Origin of the sequence: Rubrivirga marina (genome assembly GCF_002283365.1) — a bacterium.
Lineage (GTDB): Bacteria > Bacteroidota > Rhodothermia > Rhodothermales > Rubricoccaceae > Rubrivirga > Rubrivirga marina.
On the sequence record NZ_MQWD01000005.1, the window covers coordinates 1 to 23,193 of the forward strand.

General features: G+C 74.9%; 26 protein-coding genes. 17 read left to right on the forward strand and 9 right to left on the reverse strand.

Features of this window, described 5'->3' with window-relative positions; translation table 11 throughout:
• Positions 1-22: 22 nt before the first annotated feature.
• From BSZ37_RS20135 to BSZ37_RS20165, 7 genes are all read left to right on the forward strand, one after another.
• Complete coding sequence (locus BSZ37_RS20135) at positions 23-490, forward strand: cupredoxin domain-containing protein (RefSeq protein ID WP_095512478.1); 468 nt, start codon at positions 23-25, stop codon at positions 488-490.
• A 94-nt stretch (positions 491-584) separates the two neighbouring features.
• Positions 585-1,091 carry a DUF411 domain-containing protein gene (locus tag BSZ37_RS22725; RefSeq protein WP_095512479.1) on the forward strand — a complete coding sequence of 169 codons (507 nt, stop codon included), beginning with the start codon at positions 585-587 and terminating at the stop codon, positions 1,089-1,091.
• A gap of 222 nt (positions 1,092-1,313) precedes the next feature.
• On the forward strand, positions 1,314-3,155 hold the full coding sequence (gene mrdA / locus BSZ37_RS20145) for a penicillin-binding protein 2 (RefSeq protein ID WP_095512480.1): 1,842 nt from the start codon (positions 1,314-1,316) through the stop codon (positions 3,153-3,155).
• Positions 3,156-3,160: 5 nt separating this feature from the next.
• Positions 3,161-5,047 carry a protein-disulfide reductase DsbD family protein gene (locus BSZ37_RS20150; RefSeq protein ID WP_179299795.1) on the forward strand — a complete coding sequence of 629 codons (1,887 nt, stop codon included), beginning with the start codon at positions 3,161-3,163 and terminating at the stop codon, positions 5,045-5,047.
• Positions 5,044-5,613, forward strand: coding sequence for a TlpA family protein disulfide reductase (locus tag BSZ37_RS20155; protein WP_095512482.1), 570 nt, complete (start codon positions 5,044-5,046; stop codon positions 5,611-5,613). Before BSZ37_RS20150 ends, BSZ37_RS20155 begins: the two co-directional genes overlap by 4 nt.
• Before the next feature lie 11 nt (positions 5,614-5,624).
• Positions 5,625-7,160, forward strand: a complete 1,536-nt coding sequence (locus tag BSZ37_RS22730) for a multicopper oxidase family protein (RefSeq protein ID WP_095512483.1) — start codon at positions 5,625-5,627, stop codon at positions 7,158-7,160.
• Entirely contained in the window at positions 7,157-7,819 is a 663-nt protein-coding gene (locus BSZ37_RS20165; RefSeq protein WP_095512484.1) for a methyltransferase domain-containing protein, read from the forward strand. Before BSZ37_RS22730 ends, BSZ37_RS20165 begins: the two co-directional genes overlap by 4 nt.
• A 10-nt stretch (positions 7,820-7,829) precedes the next feature.
• Here the strand turns inward: BSZ37_RS20165 and BSZ37_RS20170 are convergent, their stop codons facing one another.
• Genes BSZ37_RS20170 through BSZ37_RS20210 form a run of 9 tightly spaced genes read right to left on the reverse strand, consistent with a single transcriptional unit; the run spans position 7,830 to position 11,895 of the window.
• Positions 7,830-8,237: a heavy metal-responsive transcriptional regulator gene (locus tag BSZ37_RS20170; protein WP_095512485.1), complete on the reverse strand. Its 408-nt coding sequence runs from the start codon at positions 8,235-8,237 to the stop codon at positions 7,830-7,832.
• Between the two features lie 4 nt (positions 8,238-8,241).
• Complete coding sequence (locus BSZ37_RS20175; protein ID WP_095512486.1) at positions 8,242-8,718, reverse strand: YybH family protein; 477 nt, start codon at positions 8,716-8,718, stop codon at positions 8,242-8,244.
• A gap of 4 nt (positions 8,719-8,722) precedes the next feature.
• A complete protein-coding gene (locus tag BSZ37_RS20180; protein ID WP_095512487.1) occupies positions 8,723-9,046 on the reverse strand; it encodes a heavy-metal-associated domain-containing protein in 324 nt (107 codons plus the stop codon).
• 2 nt (positions 9,047-9,048) lie between these two features.
• Complete coding sequence (locus BSZ37_RS20185; RefSeq protein ID WP_095512488.1) at positions 9,049-9,471, reverse strand: hypothetical protein; 423 nt, start codon at positions 9,469-9,471, stop codon at positions 9,049-9,051.
• Positions 9,468-9,965 carry a heavy-metal-associated domain-containing protein gene (locus tag BSZ37_RS20190; RefSeq protein WP_095512489.1) on the reverse strand — a complete coding sequence of 166 codons (498 nt, stop codon included), beginning with the start codon at positions 9,963-9,965 and terminating at the stop codon, positions 9,468-9,470. The genes BSZ37_RS20185 and BSZ37_RS20190 overlap by 4 nt, the downstream gene beginning before the upstream one ends.
• 12 nt (positions 9,966-9,977) lie before the next feature.
• On the reverse strand, positions 9,978-10,820 hold the full coding sequence (locus BSZ37_RS20195; RefSeq protein WP_095512490.1) for a hypothetical protein: 843 nt from the start codon (positions 10,818-10,820) through the stop codon (positions 9,978-9,980).
• Positions 10,821-10,824: 4 nt separating this feature from the next.
• Positions 10,825-11,151, reverse strand: a complete 327-nt coding sequence (locus tag BSZ37_RS20200; protein WP_095512491.1) for a four-helix bundle copper-binding protein — start codon at positions 11,149-11,151, stop codon at positions 10,825-10,827.
• A 49-nt stretch (positions 11,152-11,200) separates the two neighbouring features.
• Positions 11,201-11,632: a hypothetical protein gene (locus BSZ37_RS20205; RefSeq protein ID WP_095512492.1), complete on the reverse strand. Its 432-nt coding sequence runs from the start codon at positions 11,630-11,632 to the stop codon at positions 11,201-11,203.
• Complete coding sequence (locus BSZ37_RS20210; protein WP_095512493.1) at positions 11,629-11,895, reverse strand: glutaredoxin family protein; 267 nt, start codon at positions 11,893-11,895, stop codon at positions 11,629-11,631. Before BSZ37_RS20210 ends, BSZ37_RS20205 begins: the two co-directional genes overlap by 4 nt.
• Positions 11,896-12,032: 137 nt before the next feature.
• On the opposite strand from BSZ37_RS20210, the gene BSZ37_RS20215 reads away from it, so the two are divergent.
• From BSZ37_RS20215 to BSZ37_RS20260, 10 genes are all read left to right on the forward strand, one after another.
• On the forward strand, positions 12,033-12,473 hold the full coding sequence (locus tag BSZ37_RS20215) for a hypothetical protein (RefSeq protein ID WP_095512494.1): 441 nt from the start codon (positions 12,033-12,035) through the stop codon (positions 12,471-12,473).
• A 169-nt stretch (positions 12,474-12,642) separates the two neighbouring features.
• Positions 12,643-13,071 (forward strand): hypothetical protein, encoded by a 429-nt coding sequence (locus BSZ37_RS20220; protein ID WP_095512495.1) that lies wholly within the window; start codon positions 12,643-12,645, stop codon positions 13,069-13,071.
• A 73-nt stretch (positions 13,072-13,144) separates the two neighbouring features.
• Positions 13,145-14,236: an acyltransferase family protein gene (locus BSZ37_RS20225; RefSeq protein ID WP_179299796.1), complete on the forward strand. Its 1,092-nt coding sequence runs from the start codon at positions 13,145-13,147 to the stop codon at positions 14,234-14,236.
• 397 nt (positions 14,237-14,633) lie between these two features.
• Positions 14,634-17,891, forward strand: a complete 3,258-nt coding sequence (locus BSZ37_RS20230; protein WP_218830604.1) for a strawberry notch-like NTP hydrolase domain-containing protein — start codon at positions 14,634-14,636, stop codon at positions 17,889-17,891.
• 127 nt (positions 17,892-18,018) lie between these two features.
• A complete protein-coding gene (locus BSZ37_RS20235; RefSeq protein WP_095512498.1) occupies positions 18,019-18,522 on the forward strand; it encodes a hypothetical protein in 504 nt (167 codons plus the stop codon).
• A 409-nt stretch (positions 18,523-18,931) separates the two neighbouring features.
• The gene (locus BSZ37_RS20240) at positions 18,932-19,627 is read left to right on the forward strand and encodes a hypothetical protein (protein WP_095512499.1); all 696 of its coding nucleotides are present in this window, start codon (positions 18,932-18,934) and stop codon (positions 19,625-19,627) included.
• A gap of 234 nt (positions 19,628-19,861) precedes the next feature.
• Positions 19,862-20,707: a Mom family adenine methylcarbamoylation protein gene (locus BSZ37_RS20245; protein WP_179299797.1), complete on the forward strand. Its 846-nt coding sequence runs from the start codon at positions 19,862-19,864 to the stop codon at positions 20,705-20,707.
• Positions 20,708-20,923: 216 nt separating this feature from the next.
• Entirely contained in the window at positions 20,924-21,703 is a 780-nt protein-coding gene (locus BSZ37_RS20250) for a JAB domain-containing protein (protein WP_218830605.1), read from the forward strand.
• Between the two features lie 106 nt (positions 21,704-21,809).
• Complete coding sequence (locus BSZ37_RS20255) at positions 21,810-22,127, forward strand: hypothetical protein (RefSeq protein ID WP_095512500.1); 318 nt, start codon at positions 21,810-21,812, stop codon at positions 22,125-22,127.
• A gap of 105 nt (positions 22,128-22,232) precedes the next feature.
• Positions 22,233-23,192, forward strand: a complete 960-nt coding sequence (locus BSZ37_RS20260) for a DUF6166 domain-containing protein (protein ID WP_095512501.1) — start codon at positions 22,233-22,235, stop codon at positions 23,190-23,192.
• Position 23,193 lies beyond the last annotated feature (1 nt).

The window sequence follows — 23,193 nt, forward strand, 5'->3', positions numbered from 1 at the left end:
ACAGCCCTAAACCCCCGCACCCATGACCCGCTCCTTTTTCCCCCGCCGCGCCGTCTTCACCGCGCTCCTCGTCGCCCCCCTCGCCCTCGCCGCCTGCGGCGACGGCGACGCCGTCCAGGAGACCGCCGACCCCGCCCCGACGACCGACGCCATGCCGGACATGCCGGGCATGGGCGCGGAGGCCGCGAGCGGCCCGGTCGAGGCCGAGGTCGTCGACGGCGTCCAGACCGTCGAGATCGAGGCCGGGCGGATGGGCTACGCCCCCCGCGAGATCCGGCTCCAGGCCGGCGTCCCCACCCGGCTCGTCTTTACGCGGACGGTCGAGGACGAGTGCTCGTCCCAGGTCACCCTCCCCGCCTACGGCGTCGAGGCCACCGACCTCCCGCTCGGCGAGCCGGTCGCCATCGAGTTCACGCCGACCGAGGCGGGCGAGGTCGAGTGGGTCTGCGGCATGGACATGCAGCGCGGGACGATCGCCGTCGTCTCCTAGCCCCGTACGGTCCCCCAGGGGCGTCCCGCCCGCGGCCTCCGCGGGCGGCGCCCTCCCCAGCGTGCGGCCCGTCCGCCCCAGCCCCAGCCCGCCCATGGCGCGTACCATCGCCGCCACCACGGTCCTCGCCGTCGCTCTCGCCGCCTGCTCCCCGGGCTCGCCCCGGCCCGGTTCCGCCGACGCCCCGGACGCCGCCGCCCCGGCGGCCGCGAACGGGGCCGCGTCGCTCCCGACCGTCACCGTGTACAAGTCGCCCACGTGCGGGTGCTGCGCGTCGTGGGTCGACCACCTCCGCGCGTACGGCTTCCCCACCGAGACCGTGGAGACGGACGACGTGCAGGCCGTGAAAGCGGAGCACGGGGTCCCCGCCGCCCTCCAGTCGTGCCACACGGCCGTGGTGGACGGCTACGTCGTGGAGGGCCACGTCCCCGCCGCCGACGTCGCCCGCCTGCTCAGCGAGGCCCCCGAGGCGACGGGGCTCGCCGTGCCCGGGATGCCCGTCGGGTCGCCCGGTATGGAGCAGGGCGACGCGGTCCAGCCCTACGACGTGCTCCTCGTCGCCGACGGCCAGACCTCGGTGTTCGCCGGCCACGGTCGCTAGCGGCCGCGGACAGCACCCACTCCAACATGCCCACGTCCCCCACCGCAGCGTGGTCGCCGCTCGGGGTCCTCCCCCGCCGGGCGGTCGGGGGACCCGGGTCCATGCTCGCCCGGCGGGGCCTCGCCTCGTTCGTCCTCCCGGACTACCCCGCCGTCGGGGACCCCGCCAGCGCGCCGCCCGCGTTGGGCGGTGCCCTCGGTCGCAGCGCCGCTCCGTCTGCCGATGCGTGACGCGGACCCCAAGCAAACTCGGACCCTCCGGTTCCGAATCTTCACGGGGCTCGTCATCGGGGTCGTGGGCGTCCTGGGCGCCCGCCTCGTCCAGCTCCAAGTGGTGGACCAGGACCGGTACGCCGAGGCCGCCCGCGACAACGCCGTCCGCGCCCGTCGCGCCGAGCCCGCTCGGGGCCGGATGTTCGACCGCCACGGGACGCTCCTCGTGGGCAACGAGGCCACGTTCACCGTCGACGTCCTCCCGTACCTCCTCCCGGCGGGCGCCGCGCCCGAGCTCGCCCGGCTCCTCGGGCTCCCCGACTCCGTCGTGGCCGCTCGCGTCGACGCCGCCCGGCGGTGGAACCCGTACCGCCCGAGCCCCATCGTCCGGGGCCTCCCGCTCGCCGGGGTCGCGCGCCTGGAAGAGGCCCTCTTCCGGCTCCCGGGCGTCAGCGTCGCCGAGGGCCAACGGCGGCGCTACGGGCCGGTCCGCGCGGCGCACACCGTCGGCACGCTCGGCGAGGTCGGCCCCGACCAGCTCGAGCGGCTCGCCGAGCAGGGCGACTACGCCCCCGGCGACCTCGTCGGCCAGACCGGGATGGAGAAGGCCTACGACGCGCTCCTCCGCGGACGGCCCGGCGCGCGCTTCGACCTCGTCGACGTCCGGGGCCGCGCCGTGGGCCGCTGGCGCGACGGGGAGCAGGACGTCGCCCCCGTCTCGGGCTACGACCTCACGCTCACGCTCGACGCGGGCCTCCAGGCCCTCGCCGAGAGCCTCTTCGTCGGCAAGCGCGGCGCGGCCGTCGCCCTGGACCCGCAGACGGGCGGGGTCCTCGCCCTCGTCTCGGCGCCCGACTACGACCCCGCCCTCCTCGCCCCGCCCATCGACCCGGCCGCGTGGCGCGCGCTGAACACGGACCCCGAGCGCCCGCTCTTCGACCGCGCCCTGCTCAGCGCCCAGCCCCTGGGCTCCACGATCAAGCCGCTCATGGGGCTGGCCGGGCTGGAGGAGGGGGCCATCACGCCCGAGACGACGTACCCCTGCACGGGGGCCTTCACCTACGGTGGGCGGCGGTTCGGCGGCCACGGCAACTACGGGCCGCTCGACGTCGCGGACGCCGTCCGGGTCTCGTGCAACGAGTTCTTCTACGCGCTCGGGCTCGAGCTCGGGCTCGACCGCTACAGCGCGTGGGGCCGCCGCGTCGGGTTCGGCGAGCCCATGCCGACCGACTTCCCGGACCAGAGCCCGGGGCTCTGGCCTGACTCGGCCTACTTCGACCGGACCTACGGCGAGGACGGGTGGACGCGGGGGTACCTGGTCTCGCTCGGGATCGGGCAGGGGAACGTGGCCGTGACGCCCATGCAGCTCGCCCGCTACACGGCCGCGCTCGCCAACGGCGGCACGCTCGTCGCGCCCCACGCCGCCCGGCTCCTCCGCCAGCCCGACACCGGCGACGAGGTCCGGCCGGGCCTCCCGCGCCCGACCCGGCTCGGCGTTGACCCCCGGAACCTCGCCGTCGTCCGGGCCGCGATGCGGGCCGTCGTGACGGACGGGACGGCCCGCGTGGCCGCCGTCGAGGGCGTCCCCGTGGCGGGCAAGACGGGGACGGCGCAGAACCCCCAGGGCGAGGACCACTCCCTCTTCATCGCCTTCGCGCCCTACTCCGACCGGCCCGCCGACGCCCGGGTCGCGGTCGCCGTGTTCGTCGAGAACGCCGGGTTCGGCTCGACGGCGGCGGCCCCCATCGCGAGCCTCCTCATCGAGCGCTACCTGACGGGCGCCGTCGACCGCCCCGAGCTCGTCCGCCGCCTCGTCGAGGACGTGCGGAGCGAGCCGCTCGACGGCCCATGACGCCCATGCGCCTCCTCTCAGCCCTCCTCGCCTTCCTGCTGCTGCTGGCACCCGCGCGCGCGTGGGCGCAGGCGGGCGCGGCCCCCGGGTCCAGCGCGGAGCGGGTCGGGGTCGAGGCGGCCCTGGAGGCGGACGGCGTGCGCCCCGGCGAGGCGCTCCGGGCCGCCGTCGTGCTGACGGTCGAGGACGGGTGGCACGTCAACGCGCACCGGCCGAGCGAGGACTACCTCATCGGGACGGAGGTCTCCCTCGACGGCCGCCCCGGGTTCCTCCTCGCCGACGCCCGGTACCCCCCCGCCCGTCCCGTGGCGTTCGCTTTCGCGGACGCGCCCCTCGACGTGTACGAGGGGACCGTGCCCGTCCTCCTCTCGATCCGCGTGGGGGACACCGTCGCGCCCGGGGCCTACGGGCTGGGCGTGACCGTTCGCGTCCAGGCCTGCAACGACCGGGTCTGCCTCGCGCCGTCCACGCTCCGTGCGGAGGTCCCGGTCCGGGTCGTCCCGGCCGGGGCCGAGACCCGGCCGGTCCACGCCGACGTCTTCGCCGCCTACGAGTCCGCCGCCTACGGGGCCGCCGGGGCCGCCGGGGGCGCCGGGGCGCCGCCAGACGCGCCGCCGGGGGGCGGGCGCGTCGAGCGCCTGCTCGCCGAGCGCGGGCCGCTCTGGGCCTTCCTGGCCATCTTCGCGATCGGCCTGGCCCTCAACCTGACGCCGTGCGTGTACCCCATGCTCTCCGTCACGGTCTCCCTGTTCGGTACCCAGGGGGAGGTCGGCCTGGGACGGTCGTTCGGGCGGGCGTTCCTCTACCTCCTCGGGATCGTCACCACGTACAGCGTCCTCGGCGTCGCGGCGGCTCTCACGGGGAGCCTTTTCGGGGGGTGGCTCCAGAGCCCGTGGATGCTGGCCGGGATCGGGGCGCTCCTCTTCGGGCTGGCCCTCAGCGCGTTCGGGCTCTACGAGATCCGGCTGCCGTCGGCGCTGACGACCCGGCTCGGCGCGGCCCACCGCGCGACGGGACCGCTGGGCCTCTACCTGTCGGGGCTCGTGGTCGGCGTGTTCGCCGCGCCCTGCATCGGGGCGCCGGTCATCGCGCTCCTGGCGTTCGTCGGGACCCGGGGCGACCCCCTCTTCGGGCTGAGCGCGCTGTCGGTGCTCGCCCTGGGGCTCGGCCTGCCCTACCTCGTGCTGGGCACGTTCAGCGGGCTGCTCTCGCGGCTGCCTCGGTCCGGCGTCTGGATGGTGTGGGTCAAGAAGCTGTTCGGCGTCGTGCTCCTCGGGGCCGCCCTCTTCTACCTCGGCCTCGCGGTAGCCCCCGCCCGAGCGATCTACGCGGTGCCGCTCGCCCTCGTCGCCGGGGGGCTCTACCTCGGCTTCGCCGAGACGTCGGCCCGGCGGACCCCCGGGTTCCGGTGGGTCGCGAGGGCCGTGGGCGGGACGGCCGTGGTCCTGGGCCTCGCGGCGTTCGTTCAGTTTGGCGAGCCCGGCGTCGCCTGGAGGCCGTACTCGGACGCGGCGCTCCGCGACGCGCGGGCCGAGGGCCGCCCCGTCCTCCTCGACTTCACGGCCGACTGGTGCATCCCGTGCCTCGAGCTCGACCAGGTCACCTTCACCGACGGGGACGTCATCGAGGCGACCGGGGGGGTCGCCCGGCTCAAGGTGGACCTCACCCACTTCGATTCCCCAGGGGCCGAGGCCCTCCGCCAGCGGTTCGACGTGGCCGGGGTCCCGACGCTCGTGTTCCTCGGCCCCGGGGGCGACGAGGTCCCGGGCTCCCGCGTCGTCGGGTTCGTCGGGCCAGGCCCGTTCCTGGAGCACGTCGAAGGCGTCTGGCAGGAGCTCGCTCGTCGCCCGCCGCCCTCCTCCCGATCGGCCCCGGCCTCCCCATCGCCATGACCGCCCGCCTCCCCGTACTCCTCCTCGCCGTCGTGGCGGGGTGCGCCGACGAGCCTCCGGAGCCCCCCTCCTCGGCTGCGGCGCCTCCCCCCGCCGCCCTCGCCGAGCTCGACACGCTCGCCTTCCCCGCGCCGGACTTCGAGCGGCCCGCACTCGACGGCGGCCCGTTCCGGCTCTCCGACCACCGCGGCGAGGTCGTGCTCGTTAACTTCTGGGCCACGTGGTGCCTCCCGTGCCGGGTCGAGACGCCGGAGTTCGTGGCGCTCCAGGACGAACTGGGGGACGAGGGCGTCCGCTTCGTGGGCGTCTCGCTCGACGAGGGCGGCTTCGACGACGTCCGGCCCTTCGCCGAGGAGTTCGGGGTGACCTACCCGCTCGTCCTGGACGACGGGGCGCTCCTCGAGCCCTACGGCGGCCTGGTGGCCCTCCCGACCACGCTCCTCGTCGACCGCGACGGGGTCGTCCGGTACCGCCTGCGGGGCTTGACCTCGGACGAACAGCTCCGCCCGCTCCTCCGCGCCCTTCTCGACGCGCCACGCCCGGCGCCCGGCTCCGCAACGCCGTGACGGATCCACCGATGGCCCCCTCCTTGCCGACACGGTCCACGACGGACCGCCGCACGTTCCTCCGCAGCGGCACCGCCGCGCTGGCGGGCCTCGCGGTCGGCGGACCCCTCCTCGCCGGGTGCCGCGACGCCGACCGGGCCGCGGCGGCACTCCCGGCCCGGCGGCCGGTCGCCGACGGCCCCGCCCGGGAGGTCCGCCTGGTGGCCGGGCCGGTCGAGGTCGAGCTCGCCCCCGGCCGCGTCTGGCGGACCTGGGGCTACAACGGGCAGTACCCCGGCCCCGAGATCCGCGTCCGCGAGGGCGAGCGGCTCCGCGTCACCGTCGAGAACGACCTCCCCGGAGTCGGCACGACGGTCCACTGGCACGGCGTCCCCGTCCCGAACCCGATGGACGGCGTGCCCGGCCTGACGCAGGAGCCGATCCCGCCGGGCGGCCGGACGGTCTACGAGTTCGAGGCGACGCCCTCCGGGAGCTACATGTACCACAGCCACCAGGGCCTCCAGCTCGACCGGGGCTTGCTCGGTCCGCTCGTCGTCGAAGAGACGACGCCCCACGTCGAGTACGACCGCGAGCACGTCCTCGTCCTCGACGACGTGCTGATGGACGCCCCGAGGCCGCTCAGCGAGCTGGTCGAGGACGGCGACGGTGGGATGGGGATGATGGGGCGGGGCGGGATGATGGGCCGCATGAGGGGACGGGACCGGGGGCAGGGCGGCGGGCGGGAGCGCGGCGGCGGGATGATGGACGGCATGACGGGCGGGGTCGTCCCGCCCTACGCCGGCCTGGCCGTCAACGGCCGCCTCCCCGAGGCCCCGGCCGAGTTCGAGGTCCGGCGCGGCGAGCGCGTCCGGCTCCGGCTCATCAACCCCGGCGGGGCCACGACCTACCGCGTCGCCATGGGCGGCCACCGGATGACCGTGACCCACACGGACGGGCGGCCCGTCGAGCCGGTCACGGTCGACCGCCTCACGATCGGGATGGGCGAGCGCTACGACGTCGTGGTCGAGGCCGACAACCCCGGCGTCTGGCCCCTCGTCGCGGCGACGGTCGAGGGCGACAGCGCCCCGGCCCGCGCCGTGCTCCGCTACGCCGGCGCCGCCGGCTCCTCCCTCCGCGACGGGCTCCCCGAGGGCCTCCAGGGCGGCCGGGCGCTCCGCTACGGCGACCTCCAGTCGGTCGAGACGCTCCCGGCGGAGGGCGCGCCGGACCGCACGTTCGACCTCCGACTCTCGGGGGGGATGATGATGGCCCCCGACGTGTGGACGATGGGCGGGGAGGCGTACCCCGACGCCGCGCCGCTCGAGGTCCGCGAGGGCGAGCGCGTCCGAGTGGACATGTCGAACATGAGCATGATGCTCCACCCGATGCACCTCCACGGCCACTTCTTCCGGACGGGGAACGTGCTCAAGGACACCGTCCAGGTCGCGCCCCACATGGGCCGGGCCTCGTTCGAGTTCGTCGCCGACAACCCGGGCCGGTGGTTCTTCCACTGCCACAACCTCTACCACCTCCACGCCGGGATGGCCCGCGAGGTCCGCTACGTATGACCGACCGCCCCGCCACTGCCGCCCCGGACTGGACCGAGCGCGTCCGCGCCGTCTACGACCGCGTGGCCCCGCGCTACGACCTCGCCCTCTCGCTCTACCCGCTCGTCGGCTTCCGCGCCGGGGCCTACCGTCGCCACGCCCTCCGCGCGCTCGACGTCCGGCCCGGCCACACCGTCCTCGACCTCGGCTGCGGCACCGGCCGCAACCTCCCGCCCCTCGCCCAGGCGGTCGGGGACGCGGGGCGCGTGGTGGGCCTCGACGTGTCCTCGGGCGCCCTCGCGGAGGCCCACGCCCGCACGCGCCACCTCCCGCAGGTGGACCTCGTCCAGGCCGACGCGCTCACGGCCGACCTCGGCGCGCCCGACCGCGTCCTCGCCACGTTCTCGCTCTCGATGATGCCGGACCCCGAGGCCGTCGTCGCCCGGGTCGCGGGCGCGCTCGCCCCCGGCGGGCGCCTCGCCGTGCTCGACTTCCGCATCCCCCGCTCGTGGCCCGGCCTCGTCCAGACGGCCGCCTTCGCGCTCGCCGCCCCGTTCGGGGAGACGTGGGAGATGGCCCGGCGCGACCTCCGCCCGGTCGTCGCCCGGCACGTCGCGCTCGACGCCGACCGCTCGTTCTACGGCGGTGGGGCCTACGTCGTGGCGGGGGCGGGCCGCTAGCTGGCGTCCGCTACGCCCCCCGCAGCGTGTCGAGGATGGGGCACGCGCTCCGCGGCCCGGCCCCGGGGCAGGCGTCGGCCAGCGCCCGCAGCGCGTCGCGGATCGACGCCAGGTCCCGGAGCTTCTCTTCCACGTCGGCCAGCTTCGCCAGCGCCTCCGCGCGGACGTCGCCGCACCCGCCCTCCGGCGCGTCGAGCCCGACCTCCAGCAGACCGCCGGCCTCGGAGAGCGTGAACCCGAGCTCCTGCGCCCGCTTCACGAACCGGATCCGCTCGACGTACGCCGGCCCGTAGAGCCGGTACCCCGACGGGCTCCGGCGCGGCGGCGGGATGAGCCCCCGCTCCTCGTAGTAGCGGACCGTCTCGGACGTCACGCCGGAGGCGTCGGCCACCTGGCCCCGGGTCATGGTCGTGCTCATGAGCTCAGCGGCGGGGGCGGCTCAGGTGCGTGTGGACGATCTGCCAGGGGCCGTCGTCGGCCCGCTCGAAGACCGTCGTGAACACGCCGTCGCTCTCGACGGGCTCGCCGTCGTGCTGGGCCGAGAGCGTATAGCGGCCCGTCGCGACCGCCAGCCGGTCGCCGGTCCGGACGTGGACGTCGCGGTGGCGGAAGTCGAGGCTGTCGAGGGCGACGAGCTCGGGGCCGAGGTGGCCGTCGCGGTAGGCCGCCCACGAACTGTCGACGCCGCCTTGCTCGAAGACCACCACGTCGGGGTCGGCCGACCACAGGCCGTCGAGCGCGGCCATGTCGGCGTCGCGGAAGGCCCGCTCCTGGGCGTCGAGCACGGTCCGGACGTCGGGCGGCGCGGGCGCGTCTGCAGGGGCCGCCGGGTCGCCCGCGTCGGCGCAGGCGGCGAGGCCGAGGGCGGCGAGCACGATCAGGGAGAGGCGGAGCGGCATGTAATCAGGGGGAAGGGGTGGTGGGGCGCTCGACGTGTCGCATGGTAAACCCGGCGTCGGTGACGGCCTCGCGCACGGCGGCGTCCGCTACGCGGTGGCCCGGCGCGAGCGCCACGTCCGCGCGCTGGTCCCGTTCGTCGAGGTCGACGGCCACGGCCTCGACGCCGTCGAGGGCCTCCAGGGCGGCCGTCAGGCTGGCCGCGCAGGTCTCACACGCGAGGCCCGACACGTGGACGGTGAGGTCCGGGGAGGCGACCTCCGAGGCGGCCGGCCCGTCGGGCGGGCCGCACGCGGCGAGGAGCAGAAAGGCGACGAGGGGCAGGCGCATGGTCAGGCGTCGAGGAAACGGAGGGCGGGGACGAGGCCGTAGGCGAAGAAAGTCCCGACGGAGAAGATCGCGGCGGAGAGCCAGAACGTCACCTTCGTGAACCGCCCTGCGACGGCGCAGCCCTCGCCCCCCGCGATGGTGCAGGCGACGGCCCCGCGCGGCCGGTAGATCAGCACGCCGCTCAGCGCGATCATCAGCCCGGAGCCGAGGAAGATCCACCCCTTGTGCTGCGAGAGCGGGACGAGCCACGGGAACGTCGAGACGAACGAGGCCACGGCCGCCCCGCCGGCGAGGGCGGCGATGGCCGACGGGAGCGCGCAGCAGAACAGCGTGCCCGTCGACGTGAACAGGGCGAGGACGCTCGACAGCTTCTGCCGGAACGTCCGGCCGCCGGGGGCCGCGGGCGGGGGGGCGGACGCGCTCACGACGCCAGGGCCGCGCGCGTCAGCACCCAGCCGCGAGCGGACGGCGGCCCCTCGCCGACGCGGCCGGTCACGACCACGCGGCGGCCGTCTTGGGCCTGGAGCGCCTCCCGGGCGCCAGAGGCAGCAGAGGCCACGTGGAACCGCTCGCCGGCGGGCGTCACTAGCTCCCAACGCCCGCCGGTCTGGCGGAGCGTGCCGGCCACGCGGAGCGTCGTCGCGCGCGGGTCGAACCCGGCCTCGCGGACGGCCTCGCGGAGCGCGCCCAGGAGGGCGTCGTTGGCGCCGCGGAGCCGGACGACGGCCTCGGCGTCGTTGAGGCTGACGGTCACGCCCTCGACACCGTCGAGGCGGCCCAGCCGGCGCTCGAGGGCGTAGGCGCACGGCGAGCAGTCCATCCCGAACACGGCCTGGCGGGCCTGCTGGATCTGGGCGTGGGCGGGCGGCGGCGCGAGCAGCGCGGCGAGCCCGAGCAAGGCGAGGAGTCGGAGGGTCATGGGGGTCGTCGGTTAGAACCAGTAGGAGAGGTTGACGGCGAGGCGGGCGTCCTCGCGGGGCTGCGGGCCGTTGGAGCGGTCGTAGACGGGGAACAGGACGCCCGCGCCCAGGCCCCAGGCGCGGTACAGCCCGAGCGCCGTCGGGCCGACGAGCACGCGCTCGCCCCCGCTCGCGGCGACGGCCTCGCCCGCGACCCGGTCGCGCCCGGCCACCTCGGCGACGGCCTCGACGAAGACGCGGAGGTCGGGCTTGGGGTAGTCGCCCTGGAAAACCGGCGGGCGGTAGCCGACCACGGCGCTCGCGTAGCCGAGCGGCCCCAGGCGGTCGCCGTCGCGGGCGAGGTGGCCCTGCGCCCCGGCCCCGACCCACCCGTAGAGGCTCCGCGAGGCGTAGCCGGTCACGACGGCCGCGTTCGCGCCGGGCGCGGCCCGGACGCCGCCGCGCTCGGCCACGACGGGCACGAGCACGCTCGCGAGCGCCGTCGACTCGACGCGGCGGCCGCCGCCGGGGTAGTGCTTCTGGAGCCGCCACAGCGCGAGGGCCTCGAGGTCGCCCATCCCGCCCATCATCGTCCCGATCCGCGTGCGGGACGGGCTAGGCAGCGCGGCGAGGGTCTGGGGGACCGAGAGGTTGAGCTGGACGTCCTCGGTGAGCCCGTAGCGGAGGGTCTGCCGGGCCATCAGCCCGCGCTCGCCGCCGCGGCCGGCCGACATCAGCGTGGCGTCGCCGTTCCAGGCGCCCTCGGGGAGCGTCGGCGTGGCGAGCCCGAAGACGGGGCCGTGGCCGCCTTGCGCGGCGGCCGTCCCCCCGAGGAGGGCGGCGGCGAGGAGCAGGGTGCAGGCGAGTCGGGGCATCGGATCAGGCGGCCATCTGACGGCACTGCTCGGCGCAGCGGCGGCACGCCTCGGCGCACGCCTGGCAGGACTCGGAGTCGAACCGGGCGCACTCGTCGGCGCACGCCTCGCAGAGGTCGGCGCAGATGGCGCAGACGCGGGCGACGTAGTCCGAGCCGCGCGCCATCATCTGGACGCACGCCGTGCAGAGGTCGGTGCAGTCGAGGCACAGCGCGAGGCACCGCGCCATCGCCTCCTCGCCGAGGTGCTCGGAGAGGCAGGCGTTGGCGGCCGTGATGGAGGCGTTGCAGGCGTCGATGCAGTCTTGGAGGTCGTCGGAGAGGGTGGACATGGGAACGGGGATGAGGGAGGAAGGAAAAGAGGGTTGCGGCGGGCGAGCGTCACATCGTCGTGAGGGCGACGCTCAGGGCGGGGAGGACGGTGATCTGGGCGACGGGCGCGAGCCCGACGTCGCGGCCGAACACGCGGGCCGTCGGCATCGCGGGCCGGTAGCGCCAGAGGTCGAGCGCGAGCGCGGCGCGCTCCAAGAGCACGGCGAGCGGGAGCGCCAGCCCGAGCAGGACCAGCCACCCGGCGACGCCCGGCGGCGTCAGCGCCTCGGCGCCGACGAGCCGGCCCGCGACCCACGCCACGGCGACCACCGCGACGCCGTCGCCGAGGACCGCCGAGAGCGGGAAGAGCACGCGCTGCCACGGGCTCCACCGCTCCCAGCACGTGTAGAGCGGCCGGAGCTGGACGGCCTCCCAGACGCCGTTGAGCGCCAGTCCGACGAGGCCGACCGTGACCAGCGTGTGGGCGCCGAGCGGGGTCACGCGGCCTGCCCGACGCCGGCCTCGCGGAGGCCCGCCTCGGTCACGCCGCCGGACCGGCAGCACCCGGCCAGCTCGCCGTCGACGACGACGGCGGGGACGGAGCGGACGCCGAGGGCCACGGCCCGCTCGGCGACGGCCGCGTCGGTCAGGTCGTGGACCTCGACCTCGCACGAGTCGCAGGCGACCCTGCGGACGAGGGTGACGGCCTCCTCGCAGAGGGGGCAGCCGGTGGTGTAGACGTCGATCTTGCGGGGCGTAGACATGGGGGAGTGGGGTGGGTTCAAGCGGCCAACGCCCCTGGGGGTAAGACCAACGTTCCGCGTTCGCTAGATCTTCATCTGTTCGGGCCCACGACTGCGCGCCTCCAGCGGCCCGTATCGTGCGGGTCACGCCACCCGCCATGCTCCGAGGCTACACGCAGCTCCCCCTCCGCCGGATCGCCCTCTGGGGCTTCGGGCTCCACGCGCTCTGGGAGTTCGGCCAGTGCACGGTCCTCTACGACATGTGGGACTGGGGCTTCTGGCGCGCGACGGTCTGGATGTGGGGGGCCATCGCGGGCGACGTCGTCATCACGCTCGGCGTCGCCCTCGGCGCCGCCCTCGCCGTCGGGGCGCGGCGCCTCGACCCGCCCGGCAGCGTCGGCTGGGCGGCGCTCTTGGGCGTCGGGTTCGTGGCGTCGGTCGGCCTGGAGTGGGGCGCTCAGGCGCTCGACCTCTGGGGGTACACCGCTCTCATGCCCACGCTGACGGTCCTCGGCCACACGGTCGGGCTCTCGCCCATCGTCCAGGTCACGATCCTGCCCGCCCTCGCCGTTTGGGGGGCCACGCGACATCGCACGTAGTCTCTTCTTATCGCCATGCTCGTCATCGCCCTCCATGCCGCTCGGGGCAACGTGGGAGATGGCCTTCCTGGACCTCCGACTCCCCCCTCCACCGACACGCGCCGCTCGACGCCGACCGCTCCTTCTACTTCGGAGCCGCGACCATCGGCGCCGACGCACCCCCGTCCTGATGGAACGACGTACCCGCTTCGCCCTCTGGTCCGCCGCCCTCCACGGCGCGTGGGAATACGCCCAGTGCCCCCCGTACTACGACATGACGGGCCTGCCGAAGCCCGAGCACGACGCGCTCATGCTCGCGGCCACCGCCGGCGACGTCGCCATCAACCTCGGGGTGGCCGCCGTCGCCGAGCAGCTCGTCGGCCGCGAGCCCGTCCGGCGCCTCACGCCGAGCGGCACCGCCGCGCTCCTGGGCGTCGGGTTCGCCGCCGCCGTCGGCCTCGAGTGGGCCGCGCAGCGCCTGAACCTGTGGTCCTACACCGACCGGATGCCGACCGTTCGGGTGGCGGGGCACGACGTCGGCCTGCTCCCCATCGCCCAGGTGACGGTCTTGCCCACGCTCGCCGCTTGGGCGACGCGGCGTACGGATCTGTCTACCTGACAGGAATTTAAGGTGTCGTCCAGGTTGAGGTCAGGGAGCCATGGCCATCTTCCGCGCTCCCCCCGGACCGCGCATGGACGCCGCCCCCGCCTCGCGCGTCGCCAACCTCGACCTGCTCCGTGCGATCGCGATCGCGCTCGTCGTGCCCGTCAACCTCGTTGGCGAGCGCGTCATCGACGTCGGACCCACGATGAACCACGTGTTCGAGTCGGGGTGGGTGGGCGTCGACCTTTTCTTCGTGCTCTCGGGGTGGCTCATCGGCGGGCTCTATTGGCGCGAGCTCGGCCGCCACGGCGACGTCGAGGTCGGCCGGTTCTGGGCGCGGCGGTGGCTCCGGACGATCCCGCCCTACCTCGTCGCGCTCGTCGCGGTGTACGGGCTCCGGGCCGCGTTCACGGACAACCCGGACCCGTTCGACTGGCGCTACCTCGTGTTCGTCCAGAACTACACGGGGATGCCGTACTGGGGCGTGAGCTGGTCGCTCTGCGTCGAGGAGCACTTCTACCTCGGGCTCCCGGTCGTGCTCGGGATCGCGCTCCGGGTCCGGGGCGGCGTCCCGGTCGCGCTCGGGGCCGCCGCGCTCGTCTCGCTCGTCGCCCGGGTCCTGACCGTCCCGGACGGGGCCGACCCGTGGGGGCCGCAGTACACGGACACCCACATGCGCCTGGAAGGGCTCGCGCTCGGCGTCGCGGCGGCTTGGGTCTACCACTGCCGTCCCGGCCTGTGGCCCGGCCTCCGCCGGGCGGGGCGGCTCGTCGTGCTCCCCGGCCTCGCGTTCGTGGCCACGGTCCCGTGGCTCCCGCTCGACGTCCTCAACCGGTACGCCTACACCGGCGTCGCGCTCGCCTTCGTCGCGCTCGTCGTAGCCACAGCCGACCGACGGCCGCTCCCGCTCGCGTCGAGCCGGGCCGTCCGGGCCGTCGCGCTCACGTCGTACAGCGTCTACATGACGCACACGGTGGCGGCCGACGTGTACCGGCGCCTTGCGATGGACGCGCTCCCGGGCGTCCCGCCAGCGGTCCACGTCGCCGGGGCGCTCGTCCTGATCGCTGCCGTGGGCGGCGCGTTCTACGCCGCCGTCGAGCGCCCGGCCCTGTGGGTCCGCCGCCGCCTGGCCCCCCGGAGGTCGGACCGGCCGTCGCCCGCCCTCGCCCCCGTGGGTTGAGCGTCGGTCGTCGGGGTGGGGAGGAGCCGGTCACTGTGGGCACAAGCCAGGTCGGTCAGAGGGGGGGAGGGTGTAGACGGAGAGGGTGGAGTCGGCGGGGCTCGCCGTCCCCCCGCGGTGCCGGGCCGGTGGGCGAGCCCGTCAACGCGGCGGGCCGGAGCGCCCCCGGGTCGTGTCCCGGAACGGGGCCTCCGACTTCGACCCCTATCGAACCCTACCGATGTCTCCTCTCGCTTCGCGGGCTACCCCGTCCGCCGTATCGCCCCACGTCGAACAGCTCGACCTCTTCGCCCTCCTCGCACCCCGCGTCCGGGCACTCGCCCCGCCCGTCAGGACGGAGCCCCTGCCTCGGCCGAGTGCCGCCGTCCCGTCGTGGCCCTTCGCGAGCACGTCTCCGGTGGCGGTCGAGGCCGCCGACGCGGACGTGCCCTCCGGCGCGCTCACGGCGAGCGTGTTCGACGCCTACCGCCCGAGCGTCCGTGTCCCGGGCAGCCAGCCCCATCCCACGAAGCTCGTGGAGTCGGCGGCGATGGCCGCGGCCACGGCGCCCGAGTGCGACTACCGCCCGACGCTGCCCGAGCCCCTCGTGACCGGGGGCCACCTCTCCGACGCCCAGCTCGAGACCATCGTCCGAGCGGGCGCCGCGCACGCGGAGCACCTCCCGGGCGCCGGTGACGAGGTCGGCCCACGTCAGGGCTACTTCGTCGGCGACGCGACCGGGGTGGGGAAGGGGAGGCAAGCGGCGGGGGTCATCCTCGACAACGTCCTCCAGGGCCGCCGCCGGGCGCTCTGGGTGTCCGAGAACCGGAGCCTCATGCGCGACGCCGTCCGCGACTGGACCGCCCTCGGCGGCCCGGCCGACTTCGTCTTCGACCTCGGCGCGTGCAAGGGGCCGATCCCCCGCGCCGAGGGCGTCTGCTTCGCGAGCTACGACACGCTCAAGGGCAAGCCGCGCGAGAAGGGGGGCACCGTGACGGGCGTCGACCGACTGGAGCAGGTCGTCGCCTGGCTCACGGCCGGTGGTGACGAGGCCGGGTTCGAGGGCGTCATCGTCTACGACGAGTCGCACAACGCCGCTTCCGCCCTGGACACTCAGGGGAGCCGCGGGGTCAGGAAGGCGTCCCAGCGCGCGCTGGCGGTGGTCGATTTGCAAGACCGTCTCCCCAACGCCCGCGTCGTCTACGCGAGCGCGACCGGGGCCACCGAGGTCGCCAACCTCGCCTACGCCGCCCGCCTCGGGCTCTGGGGCCGGGGCACCCCGTTCCCGACCGTCGAGGCGTTCGTCGAGAAAGTCAGCGCGGGTGGCATCGCGGCGATGGAGCTGGTGGCGAAGGACCTCAAGTCGATGGGGCTCTACCTCGCGCGGTCCGTCTCCTACGACGGCGTCGACTACCGGACGCTCGTCCACGACCTCGCGCCCCACCAGGCGGCGACCTACGACCGCTGCGCCGAGGCGTGGCAGGTCGTCCTCCGGAATTTGGAATCGGCCTTGGAGGTCACGAAGGCCGACAAGTGCGGGAGAGCCAGAGCTACGGCGTACAGCCAGTTCTGGGGCGCCCACCAGCGGTTCTTCCTCCACCTCTTGGTCGCCATGAGCGCGCCGAGCCTCATCCGCGACATGGAGGCGAGGCTGGCCTCGGGCGAGAGCTGCGTCGTCCAACTCGTGTCCACGATGGAGGCGGCGACCGAGCGGGCCTACGCGAAGGCCGTGGCGAATGGTGATGATCTACGGGACCTCGACGTGACCCCGCGCGACCAGCTCCTGCAGTTCGTCGAGGCCTCGTTCCCGACCACGCTCTACGAGGAGTACCTCGACGACGACGGGCGCGTCCGGAGCCGTCCGGTACGGAGTGCGGCCGGGGACTTCGTGCGGTCGCCTGAGGCCGTGGCCGCGAGAGACCGGCTCATGCTGGAGGTGGGCGCGGTGTCCGTCCCGCACGGCGTGCTCGACCAGGTCGTCGCCCACTTCGGCCCCGACGCCGTGGCCGAGGTGACCGGCCGGGGCCGCCGGTTCGTGACCAAGACCGTCGACGGGGTGGAGCAGGTCGTGGAGGAGCGCCGGACGCGGCGGACGTGCGACGCGGAGGCCGACGAGTTCATGGCGGGCAAGCGCCGCGTGCTCGTGTTCAGCCAGGCCGGGGGGACCGGCCGGAGCTACCACGCCGACCTCGCGGCCGAGAACCAGCAGCGCCGGGTGCTGTACTGCGTCGAGCCGGGCTGGAGCAGCGCCCGGTGCGTGCAGGGGATGGGCCGGGTCCACCGGGCGAACCAGGCGTGCCCGCCCGAGCTCGTCTTGGTCACGACCAACCTCAAGGCCCAGCGCCGCTTCCTCTCGACCATCGCCCGTCGGCTCGACCAGCTCGGCGCGCTCACGAAGGGCCAGCGGCAGACGGCGAGCCAGGGGCTCTTGTCGTCGGAGTTCAACCTCGAAACCCCGCTCTCGAAGGCCAGCCTGTTCAACTGGTTCGTCGACCTCTACACCGGGGGCGGCCGGGCCGGCGCGGCCGGGGTCACGCCGGCCCTCGTCGAGGGCCAGATGGGGATCCGGGTGCTCGACGCTGAGGGCTCGCTGAACGTCGAGGCGATCCCGGACGTCCCGAAGTTCCTCAACCGGCTCCTGTCCTTGAAGACGGGCTCGATGGACGCCGTCTTCGACTCGTGGTACTCCTACTTGGAGGAGGCGACGGAGGCCGCGCGCGAGGCGGGGACGCTCGACGTGGGCGTCGAGACGATCCGGGCCGAGCGCACGCGCAAGACCGACGAGCGGCTCGTCTACACGCACCCCCGCTCGGGGGCCACGACGCAGGTGGTCACGTTGGAGTTGACCCGGCGGACGGAGATCGTGGACTGGGACGAGGTCTGGACGCGAGCGAGGAAGGCGCAGGGGGCGGGCTCGTGGGCCGGGTTCGTCGTCAACCGCCGGAGCGGGCAGCCGTACGCGCTGTTCCGGGCCGGGAGCCGGACGACCGAGACCGGCCGCGTCGTCGGGCGGCTCCGCCGTGTCGGCGTCCGCTCGAACCGGCTCATGGACGAGACGGACATCCACCGCTCCGGTGACGAGGGAGGCCACCAGCCCGTCCCGACGGACGAGGCGAAGCGGCTCTGGGCCGAGGGCGTCCGCTCGGCACCCGAGTTCTACACCGAGCCGGTCCACCTCGTGACCGGGACGATCCTCCCGATCTGGGACCGGATCGCCGGGCACCCGAGGATCTACCGGGCTCAAACGGACGGCGGCGAGCGCATGATCGGCCGGGCGGTAGCCGCAGAGCACCTGAGCGCGACGCTCCGGGCGCTCGGCGCGGCGGACCGCGTCGAGACGACGTCCGAGGCGCTGGCCCAGCGGCTCATGGCGGGTGCCGAGGCCGACCTCGCCAACGGCTGGCGGCTCCTCCGACGCCGCGTCGCCGGTGAGCACCGGATCGAGCTCGTGGGGCCGGACCTCGCGGCCATGCGCGAGCTGGAGGCCGACGGGGTCTTCGCCGAGGTCCACAACTGGCGGACGCGGTTCTTCGTCCCGACGGGCGAGCGCGCACCGGGCGTCCTCCGGGCGGTGACCGAGCACCGGCCCGTGGTCGAGGTCCGGAGTGGTCCGGCAACGGACCACCTCGGGGACCGAGGAGGGGAGACGGGCTACCCCGCTCGTCTCGCCGCCTGAGGGAGATGGTGCCCCATGAGGGGCGGGAGACCGACGCCGGGGCCGCTCCGCGGAGGCGGAGAGCGGCCCCGGCACCCGGCCGGCGGTCGCCCAGGACCCCCTCGCTCCGAGACTCATGTCGCGATCCATGCCCGGCCCCGGCGACTTCTGCCACGGGTGCAACCGGCTCCTCTGCCGCTGCCTCCCTGAACCGGACCCCGAAGCGTTCTACGAGACGGCGTACCAGGCGGGCTACGAGGCCTGCCTCGCTGACGGGTATTCCGAGCGCCCGATGACGGAGTGGGTAACCCTCACGGGCTCCCGGTGCGTCTGGGACGCCGCCGAGCGGCGGCTCGTCCACCACATGACGGCGCTCCACTTCAAAGAGCTCACCTGGCGCCACCGCCACGCGAGCGCGGGGGCGTACGCTCGGTGGTTCGGGCGCCAGTACGGGCACGACCTGGAGGCGTACCTCGCGGGCTACGACGACGCTGGGGCGGGCCTGCCGTCGGCGGTCTGCGACCCCGAGGCCCACTCGCGAGCCGAGGCCTCGCTCGACGCTTACCGGCAGCCGGGCGAGGCAACCGAGCGGGAGCTGGTGATCGCGTCGGGGTCTTCCGTGGTCATGGACGACGACGGGTTGCCGTTCTGAATCGGTTCCATAGCCCGGAGGTGCGGCCTGTCGCTGTCGAAAGCGGGTCGTCGGAGCCAGGGCGGATCGGAGATCCGCTGAGGCTCCGGCATAGGCCCCTGCCCCCCTCGCTCACAGAGCTTCCGCGAGGGAGTCAGGAGGGGGCGGGGTGTTGGCAGCGGTTTCTGGCAGTTTAGGCGACGGCCGGACAGCGTCAAGGTCGTTCGCCCCGTGCTCGCGCTGCGACACGAACCCCAACGAGGGGTTCGCGACGGTCGCTCCGCGCGGGGGCGCTCCACCCGGGCCGCGAGCGGCCCTTTGACCCCGTAGTCCGGCCTTACGCCTGCTGCCTGTGTGGCCGCTGGCTGGCGGGGACCACTCGGGTCCCCGGGCACGGCGGTCGTCACGACTCCCTCTCACGAGGACCGCCATGATCCGCACGTATTCCCGTCCGCACTACGCTCAGGCCCGGACCTGGACCCGCTTCGCGAACCGGCTCCGCCGGGCGTCGTGCCCCGCGTTCCACCCGTACCACATGAAGGAGCACGCCCTGAGGACCAGCCTCGGCCTCCGCACACGGGGCCTCGTCTTCCCGACCCGTCTCCAAGACTGCGTGCCCGCCGGGCTCGCCCGGCTCGCCGCTCGGGCCGCCGGAGGCGACCGGTACCCGGAGCTCGTGGCCCGCGTCGTCGTCACGGACCCGGCCGAGCACGCGGCCGACGAGGTCCACCTGTTCCTCGAAGTGGCCGACCGGACGGGCACGATCACGGAGAAGCACCCGTTGGGCAAGCTCCCGCCGGAGGACGCCCTCTGGGTGGCCCCGCTCATCCGGCTCGAGTCCGACGCCTACGGGACCGGCCCGGTCCTCCGGTACCACGTGACCGGCGGCGAGGCCTCCGCCGCCGGTGGCGGCGGTGAGGTCCACGTCGCGATCAGCCGGGCGCACGAGGCGGCCAAGGCGTGGCTCGACTGGGCCGACGACCGGAAGGCCTGGGCCGAGGCCCACGCCGTCGCCGAGGAGAGCCCGTACGCCTACCGGGCGAGCTACCGCGACACGGTCGCGCCGGGGTCCAGCTACGGGAGCCTCCTCTACGCGACCGACCCGTACGCGGAGACCGAGGAGTAGACCCTGAGCCCACCGGCCTACAGCCCGGCGACCCCGAAGGGTCGCCGGGCTTCTTTTTTGCCGCAACGGTCTTTTTTGTCGCAACGGAGGGTGGGGGAGGTGGGCTCTGGCGGTCCGGTCGGCGCGCGCCGTCGGCGAGGCGCGCCGCCCGGCCGCCCTAGAACCCGACGCGCGACGTGCGCTCCCCTCCATGACCGACTCGCCGACTCGACCTCCCCTCTTCCGGTCGGACCCGTGCTGACCGACCGCGTCCAGCGCTGGCGGTCCGGACGGGACCTCTACCGGCCAGCGGGCGAGCCCTTCGACCCCCAGGCCTACGAGGTCGCCCCGATCCCCGACGACACGACGGCCCGCGCGTTCGTCCAGGCCCACCACTACAGCGGGTCGTACCCCGCCGCCCGGTTCCGGTTCGGGCTCTACGCCCGCGTCGGCGGGCGGACCGACCACGGTCCGTTGGTCGGCGTCGCCGTGTTCTCGGTCCCGCCCCGGCCCGAGGTCACGACGGCGTGGTTCCACGGCGACCCGCTCGCGCACGTCGAGCTCGGCCGGTTCGTCCTCCTCGACCACGTCCGGGCGAACGCCGAGTCGTGGACGCTCGCCCGGTGTTTCCGGCACCTCCGGCGGGAGGGGGTCGAGGGCGTCGTCTCGTTCTCCGACCCTGCGCCTCGCGTGGTAGAGGGACGTCGCGTGTTCGGGGGTCACATCGGGACGATCTACCAGGCCTCGAACGCCGTCTACGCCGGGCGGAGCCGGGCGCGGACGCTCCGGCTCCTCCGGGCCGGTCCCGACCGGGGCCGCGTGTTCTCCGACCGGGCCGCCTCGAAGGTCCGATCCGCCGACCGCGGCCACGCCTACGCCGTGGCCCAGTTGGTCGCGGCCGGGGCCGACCCGCCCGGGGCGATGGACTCGGACGCTCTCCGGGCGTGGGCCGGCCGCTGGGTCCCGCGCGTGACGGTCCCGATGCGGCACCCCGGCAACCACCGCTACCTCTTCGGGCTCCGCCGCGGGGTCCTCACCGGCCGCGCGCGGCGCGAGGCCCAGCCGTACCCCAAGCTCGACCTGTTCGGTCGGCCGAGGTGACGGGTCCGCCGACGTGGCGGTGCAGAAAGCGTGGTGGAGGGGCGCCCCCGCCCGCCGCTCCGGGCGCGTCGGCCGGCGGGGGCGCCCCCACCGCGGTCGAGCGTGACCGTGCGGGGCGACTAGCGGACCTGGCGGTCCGCCCCTGGTGCCATGCCAATCGACAACCCCAACGCTGGTCGCTCCGCAGAGAGCGGCGGCCTGACCGCAGGGGGCCGCTTGACGGCCCTCAACCTCCACGTGCTCCGCGACATCGAGGCGAAGATGCCCGAGGGCGGAGACCGCGTCGGCGGCGAGCCCGCCGTGCCCCAGCCCTCGCTCACCCGTCGTGAGCGGTACCACGCGCGCCGTCTCGCCGTCCGCGGACGGCTCCGCCGTGTGGAGACCGACGCGCCGTGGTTCGCCCGGCGGACCGTGCTCTACGGCTCGGTCCCCGAGCCCTCCGTGCCAGGCTCGCGAGGGGCCGACCCCCAATCCGTCGTCCGAGAGCCCGTCGCTGCGCTCCGCCAGCCCGACGTGCACGGGAACACAGCTCACGGTGCCTACCGCGACGCCCTGTTCTCCGGCGTCCCGCTCTACACGACCCGGCTCGTCCGCGAGCGGACGTTCACGTTCCCGACGAGGGACCAAGTTCGCTCGCCGGCCGACGCGGCCGTCGTGCTCGCCGAGTACTTCTCCGACCGAGACAGGGAGGAGTTTTTAGTCGTTTTTCTCGATACTGCAAACTCCCTTACGGGTTTACATGTGGCTAGCGTAGGCGGGCTCGCGGCGTCGATCGTCGAGCCGAGGCAGGTGTTCAAGGCGGCCGTCCTCGCCAACGCGGCGGCCGTGATTTTGGCCCACAACCACCCCTCCGGCAACCCGGAGCCGAGCCGGGAGGACGTGGCCGTGACGCGCCAGCTCGTCGAGGCGGGGAAGGTCATGGGCGTCCCGGTCCACGACCACCTCATCATCACCGACCACGGGCATACGAGCCTGGCGGAGAGGGGACTGATGTAGGCCCAGGGCAGAGCCGAGAGAGGGCACGGGTCCTCCCGGCCAGGGGGGCGTCGGGCGGCGAACGCCCCCCGAGCCGGGGGACCCCTCGCACGTCACTCCCGCTGCCATGAGCACGCCCGCTACCCCGACCGTACGGTCCACCGACCGCCCCGCCCGCATCCCGCTCGGCCACGTCGTCGCGACGACGGGCGCCCTCGACGTCGTCCGTGCCCACGGGCTCGACGTCGTGGGGCTCCTCCACCGTCACCGGGCCGGGGACTGGGGCGACGTCTGCGAGGGCGACGCGCTCGCCAACGACCTCGCCCTCGATCCGGCGTGTCCGGCCCGGGTCCTCTCGGCCTACGAGACGGCTGGCGGTCGGCTCTGGGTCATCACCGAGGCCGACCGCTCGGCGACGACGGTCCTCCTGCCCTCGGAGTATTAGGCCTCACTAGCGGCGCCTGAGCGGGGTCCCCGCCGTGGGGGGCGCGGCTCGTGGCGAGCGCCCCCCGCGGTGGGGGGTGCCGAGTCACCACCCCGCTCTCCTGCCATGCACCTCGCTGCCATCAACTCATCCGACGCGTCCCAGTCCGTCTCCCCGAGCGCCGCGTCCGCCCAGACCCTCACGGACCAGGCCGCCCGCTGGGCCGACCTCGTCCACGCCACCCAGAGGGCCGACGGGAGCCCCGCGCTCCCCCCCGCCTACGTCACGCGGAAGGCGCTCACGGCCGTCGCGTTCTCGCTCCGCCACGGGCTCCGCGACTTGGCCGTTCCGACCAAGCTCGTCGGCGTGAAGGCGAACCAGCACGCCGTCGAGGCCCTCGCGCTCTACGACCAACTCCCCGTCCGCCGTCGGCCCCGGTTGGCCGTCACCGTCGGGGCCGACGGGACCCTCGCCGTCTCCGCCGTGCGGTCTGACGGCTCGCTCCAGCCCGTGGGCCGCCTCCAGCCCAAACACGTCGCGTGGGCGACCCCGCTCCTCGGCGCTGGACCCCGTACGGGCCTCGCCGTCCACCTCCACGCGGTCACGGGCCTCGACCGGCGGGCGCGTGGGCTCCCCGTCACGCTCGGCGTCAACGTCCGCCTGTCCGGCCTCGACGGGGCGTCGGGACCCCCTTCCCGACCGGCGCTCCGAGCGGTCGCCGAGACGACCGTTCCCTACCGTTCCAGCGGTGGGGGGCGGTCCGGTTCGGCCCCGCCGGTCCTGGCCGTCCGCCTCTGGCGCGACGGCGACGGCACGGCCCGGATGACGTGCCCTCACGCTGTCCGTCACTCGCCGTCGGGTCCCGAATGGGGGTACGGCGGGAGCGGACCGGCCGACTGCGCCCGGTCCGTCCTCCTCGCCCTGGCTGACGCGGCGACGGCCGACGCCCATTACCAAGCGTTCAAGGCGGACGTCATCTCGCGCGTCCCCGACGACGGCGCCGTGATCTCGCGGGCGGCCGTCGCCGCGTGGCTCGCGGGCCAGACCGACGCGGCGGCCCGGCCGTCGGTGGGCCGCGCCGCGTAGG

Excerpts from the sequence above, each read along its gene's own strand:
- BSZ37_RS20260 (WP_095512501.1), top strand. The coding sequence starts at position 22,233 with ATGCACCTCGCTGCCATCAACTCATCCGACGCGTCCCAGTCCGTCTCC.
- BSZ37_RS20200 (WP_095512491.1), bottom strand. The coding sequence starts at position 11,151 with ATGTCCACCCTCTCCGACGACCTCCAAGACTGCATCGACGCCTGCAAC.
- BSZ37_RS20225 (WP_179299796.1), top strand. The coding sequence starts at position 13,145 with ATGGACGCCGCCCCCGCCTCGCGCGTCGCCAACCTCGACCTGCTCCGT.
- BSZ37_RS20235 (WP_095512498.1), top strand. The coding sequence starts at position 18,019 with ATGCCCGGCCCCGGCGACTTCTGCCACGGGTGCAACCGGCTCCTCTGC.
- BSZ37_RS20155 (WP_095512482.1), top strand. The coding sequence starts at position 5,044 with ATGACCGCCCGCCTCCCCGTACTCCTCCTCGCCGTCGTGGCGGGGTGC.
- BSZ37_RS20170 (WP_095512485.1), bottom strand. The coding sequence starts at position 8,237 with ATGAGCACGACCATGACCCGGGGCCAGGTGGCCGACGCCTCCGGCGTG.
- BSZ37_RS20180 (WP_095512487.1), bottom strand. The coding sequence starts at position 9,046 with ATGCGCCTGCCCCTCGTCGCCTTTCTGCTCCTCGCCGCGTGCGGCCCG.
- BSZ37_RS22730 (WP_095512483.1), top strand. The coding sequence starts at position 5,625 with ATGGCCCCCTCCTTGCCGACACGGTCCACGACGGACCGCCGCACGTTC.
- BSZ37_RS20175 (WP_095512486.1), bottom strand. The coding sequence starts at position 8,718 with ATGCCGCTCCGCCTCTCCCTGATCGTGCTCGCCGCCCTCGGCCTCGCC.
- BSZ37_RS20190 (WP_095512489.1), bottom strand. The coding sequence starts at position 9,965 with ATGACCCTCCGACTCCTCGCCTTGCTCGGGCTCGCCGCGCTGCTCGCG.
- BSZ37_RS20135 (WP_095512478.1), top strand. The coding sequence starts at position 23 with ATGACCCGCTCCTTTTTCCCCCGCCGCGCCGTCTTCACCGCGCTCCTC.
- BSZ37_RS20195 (WP_095512490.1), bottom strand. The coding sequence starts at position 10,820 with ATGCCCCGACTCGCCTGCACCCTGCTCCTCGCCGCCGCCCTCCTCGGG.
- BSZ37_RS20240 (WP_095512499.1), top strand. The coding sequence starts at position 18,932 with ATGATCCGCACGTATTCCCGTCCGCACTACGCTCAGGCCCGGACCTGG.
- BSZ37_RS20210 (WP_095512493.1), bottom strand. The coding sequence starts at position 11,895 with ATGTCTACGCCCCGCAAGATCGACGTCTACACCACCGGCTGCCCCCTC.
- BSZ37_RS20255 (WP_095512500.1), top strand. The coding sequence starts at position 21,810 with ATGAGCACGCCCGCTACCCCGACCGTACGGTCCACCGACCGCCCCGCC.
- BSZ37_RS20215 (WP_095512494.1), top strand. The coding sequence starts at position 12,033 with ATGCTCCGAGGCTACACGCAGCTCCCCCTCCGCCGGATCGCCCTCTGG.
- BSZ37_RS22725 (WP_095512479.1), top strand. The coding sequence starts at position 585 with ATGGCGCGTACCATCGCCGCCACCACGGTCCTCGCCGTCGCTCTCGCC.
- BSZ37_RS20150 (WP_179299795.1), top strand. The coding sequence starts at position 3,161 with ATGCGCCTCCTCTCAGCCCTCCTCGCCTTCCTGCTGCTGCTGGCACCC.
- BSZ37_RS20220 (WP_095512495.1), top strand. The coding sequence starts at position 12,643 with ATGGAACGACGTACCCGCTTCGCCCTCTGGTCCGCCGCCCTCCACGGC.
- BSZ37_RS20165 (WP_095512484.1), top strand. The coding sequence starts at position 7,157 with ATGACCGACCGCCCCGCCACTGCCGCCCCGGACTGGACCGAGCGCGTC.
- mrdA (WP_095512480.1), top strand. The coding sequence starts at position 1,314 with ATGCGTGACGCGGACCCCAAGCAAACTCGGACCCTCCGGTTCCGAATC.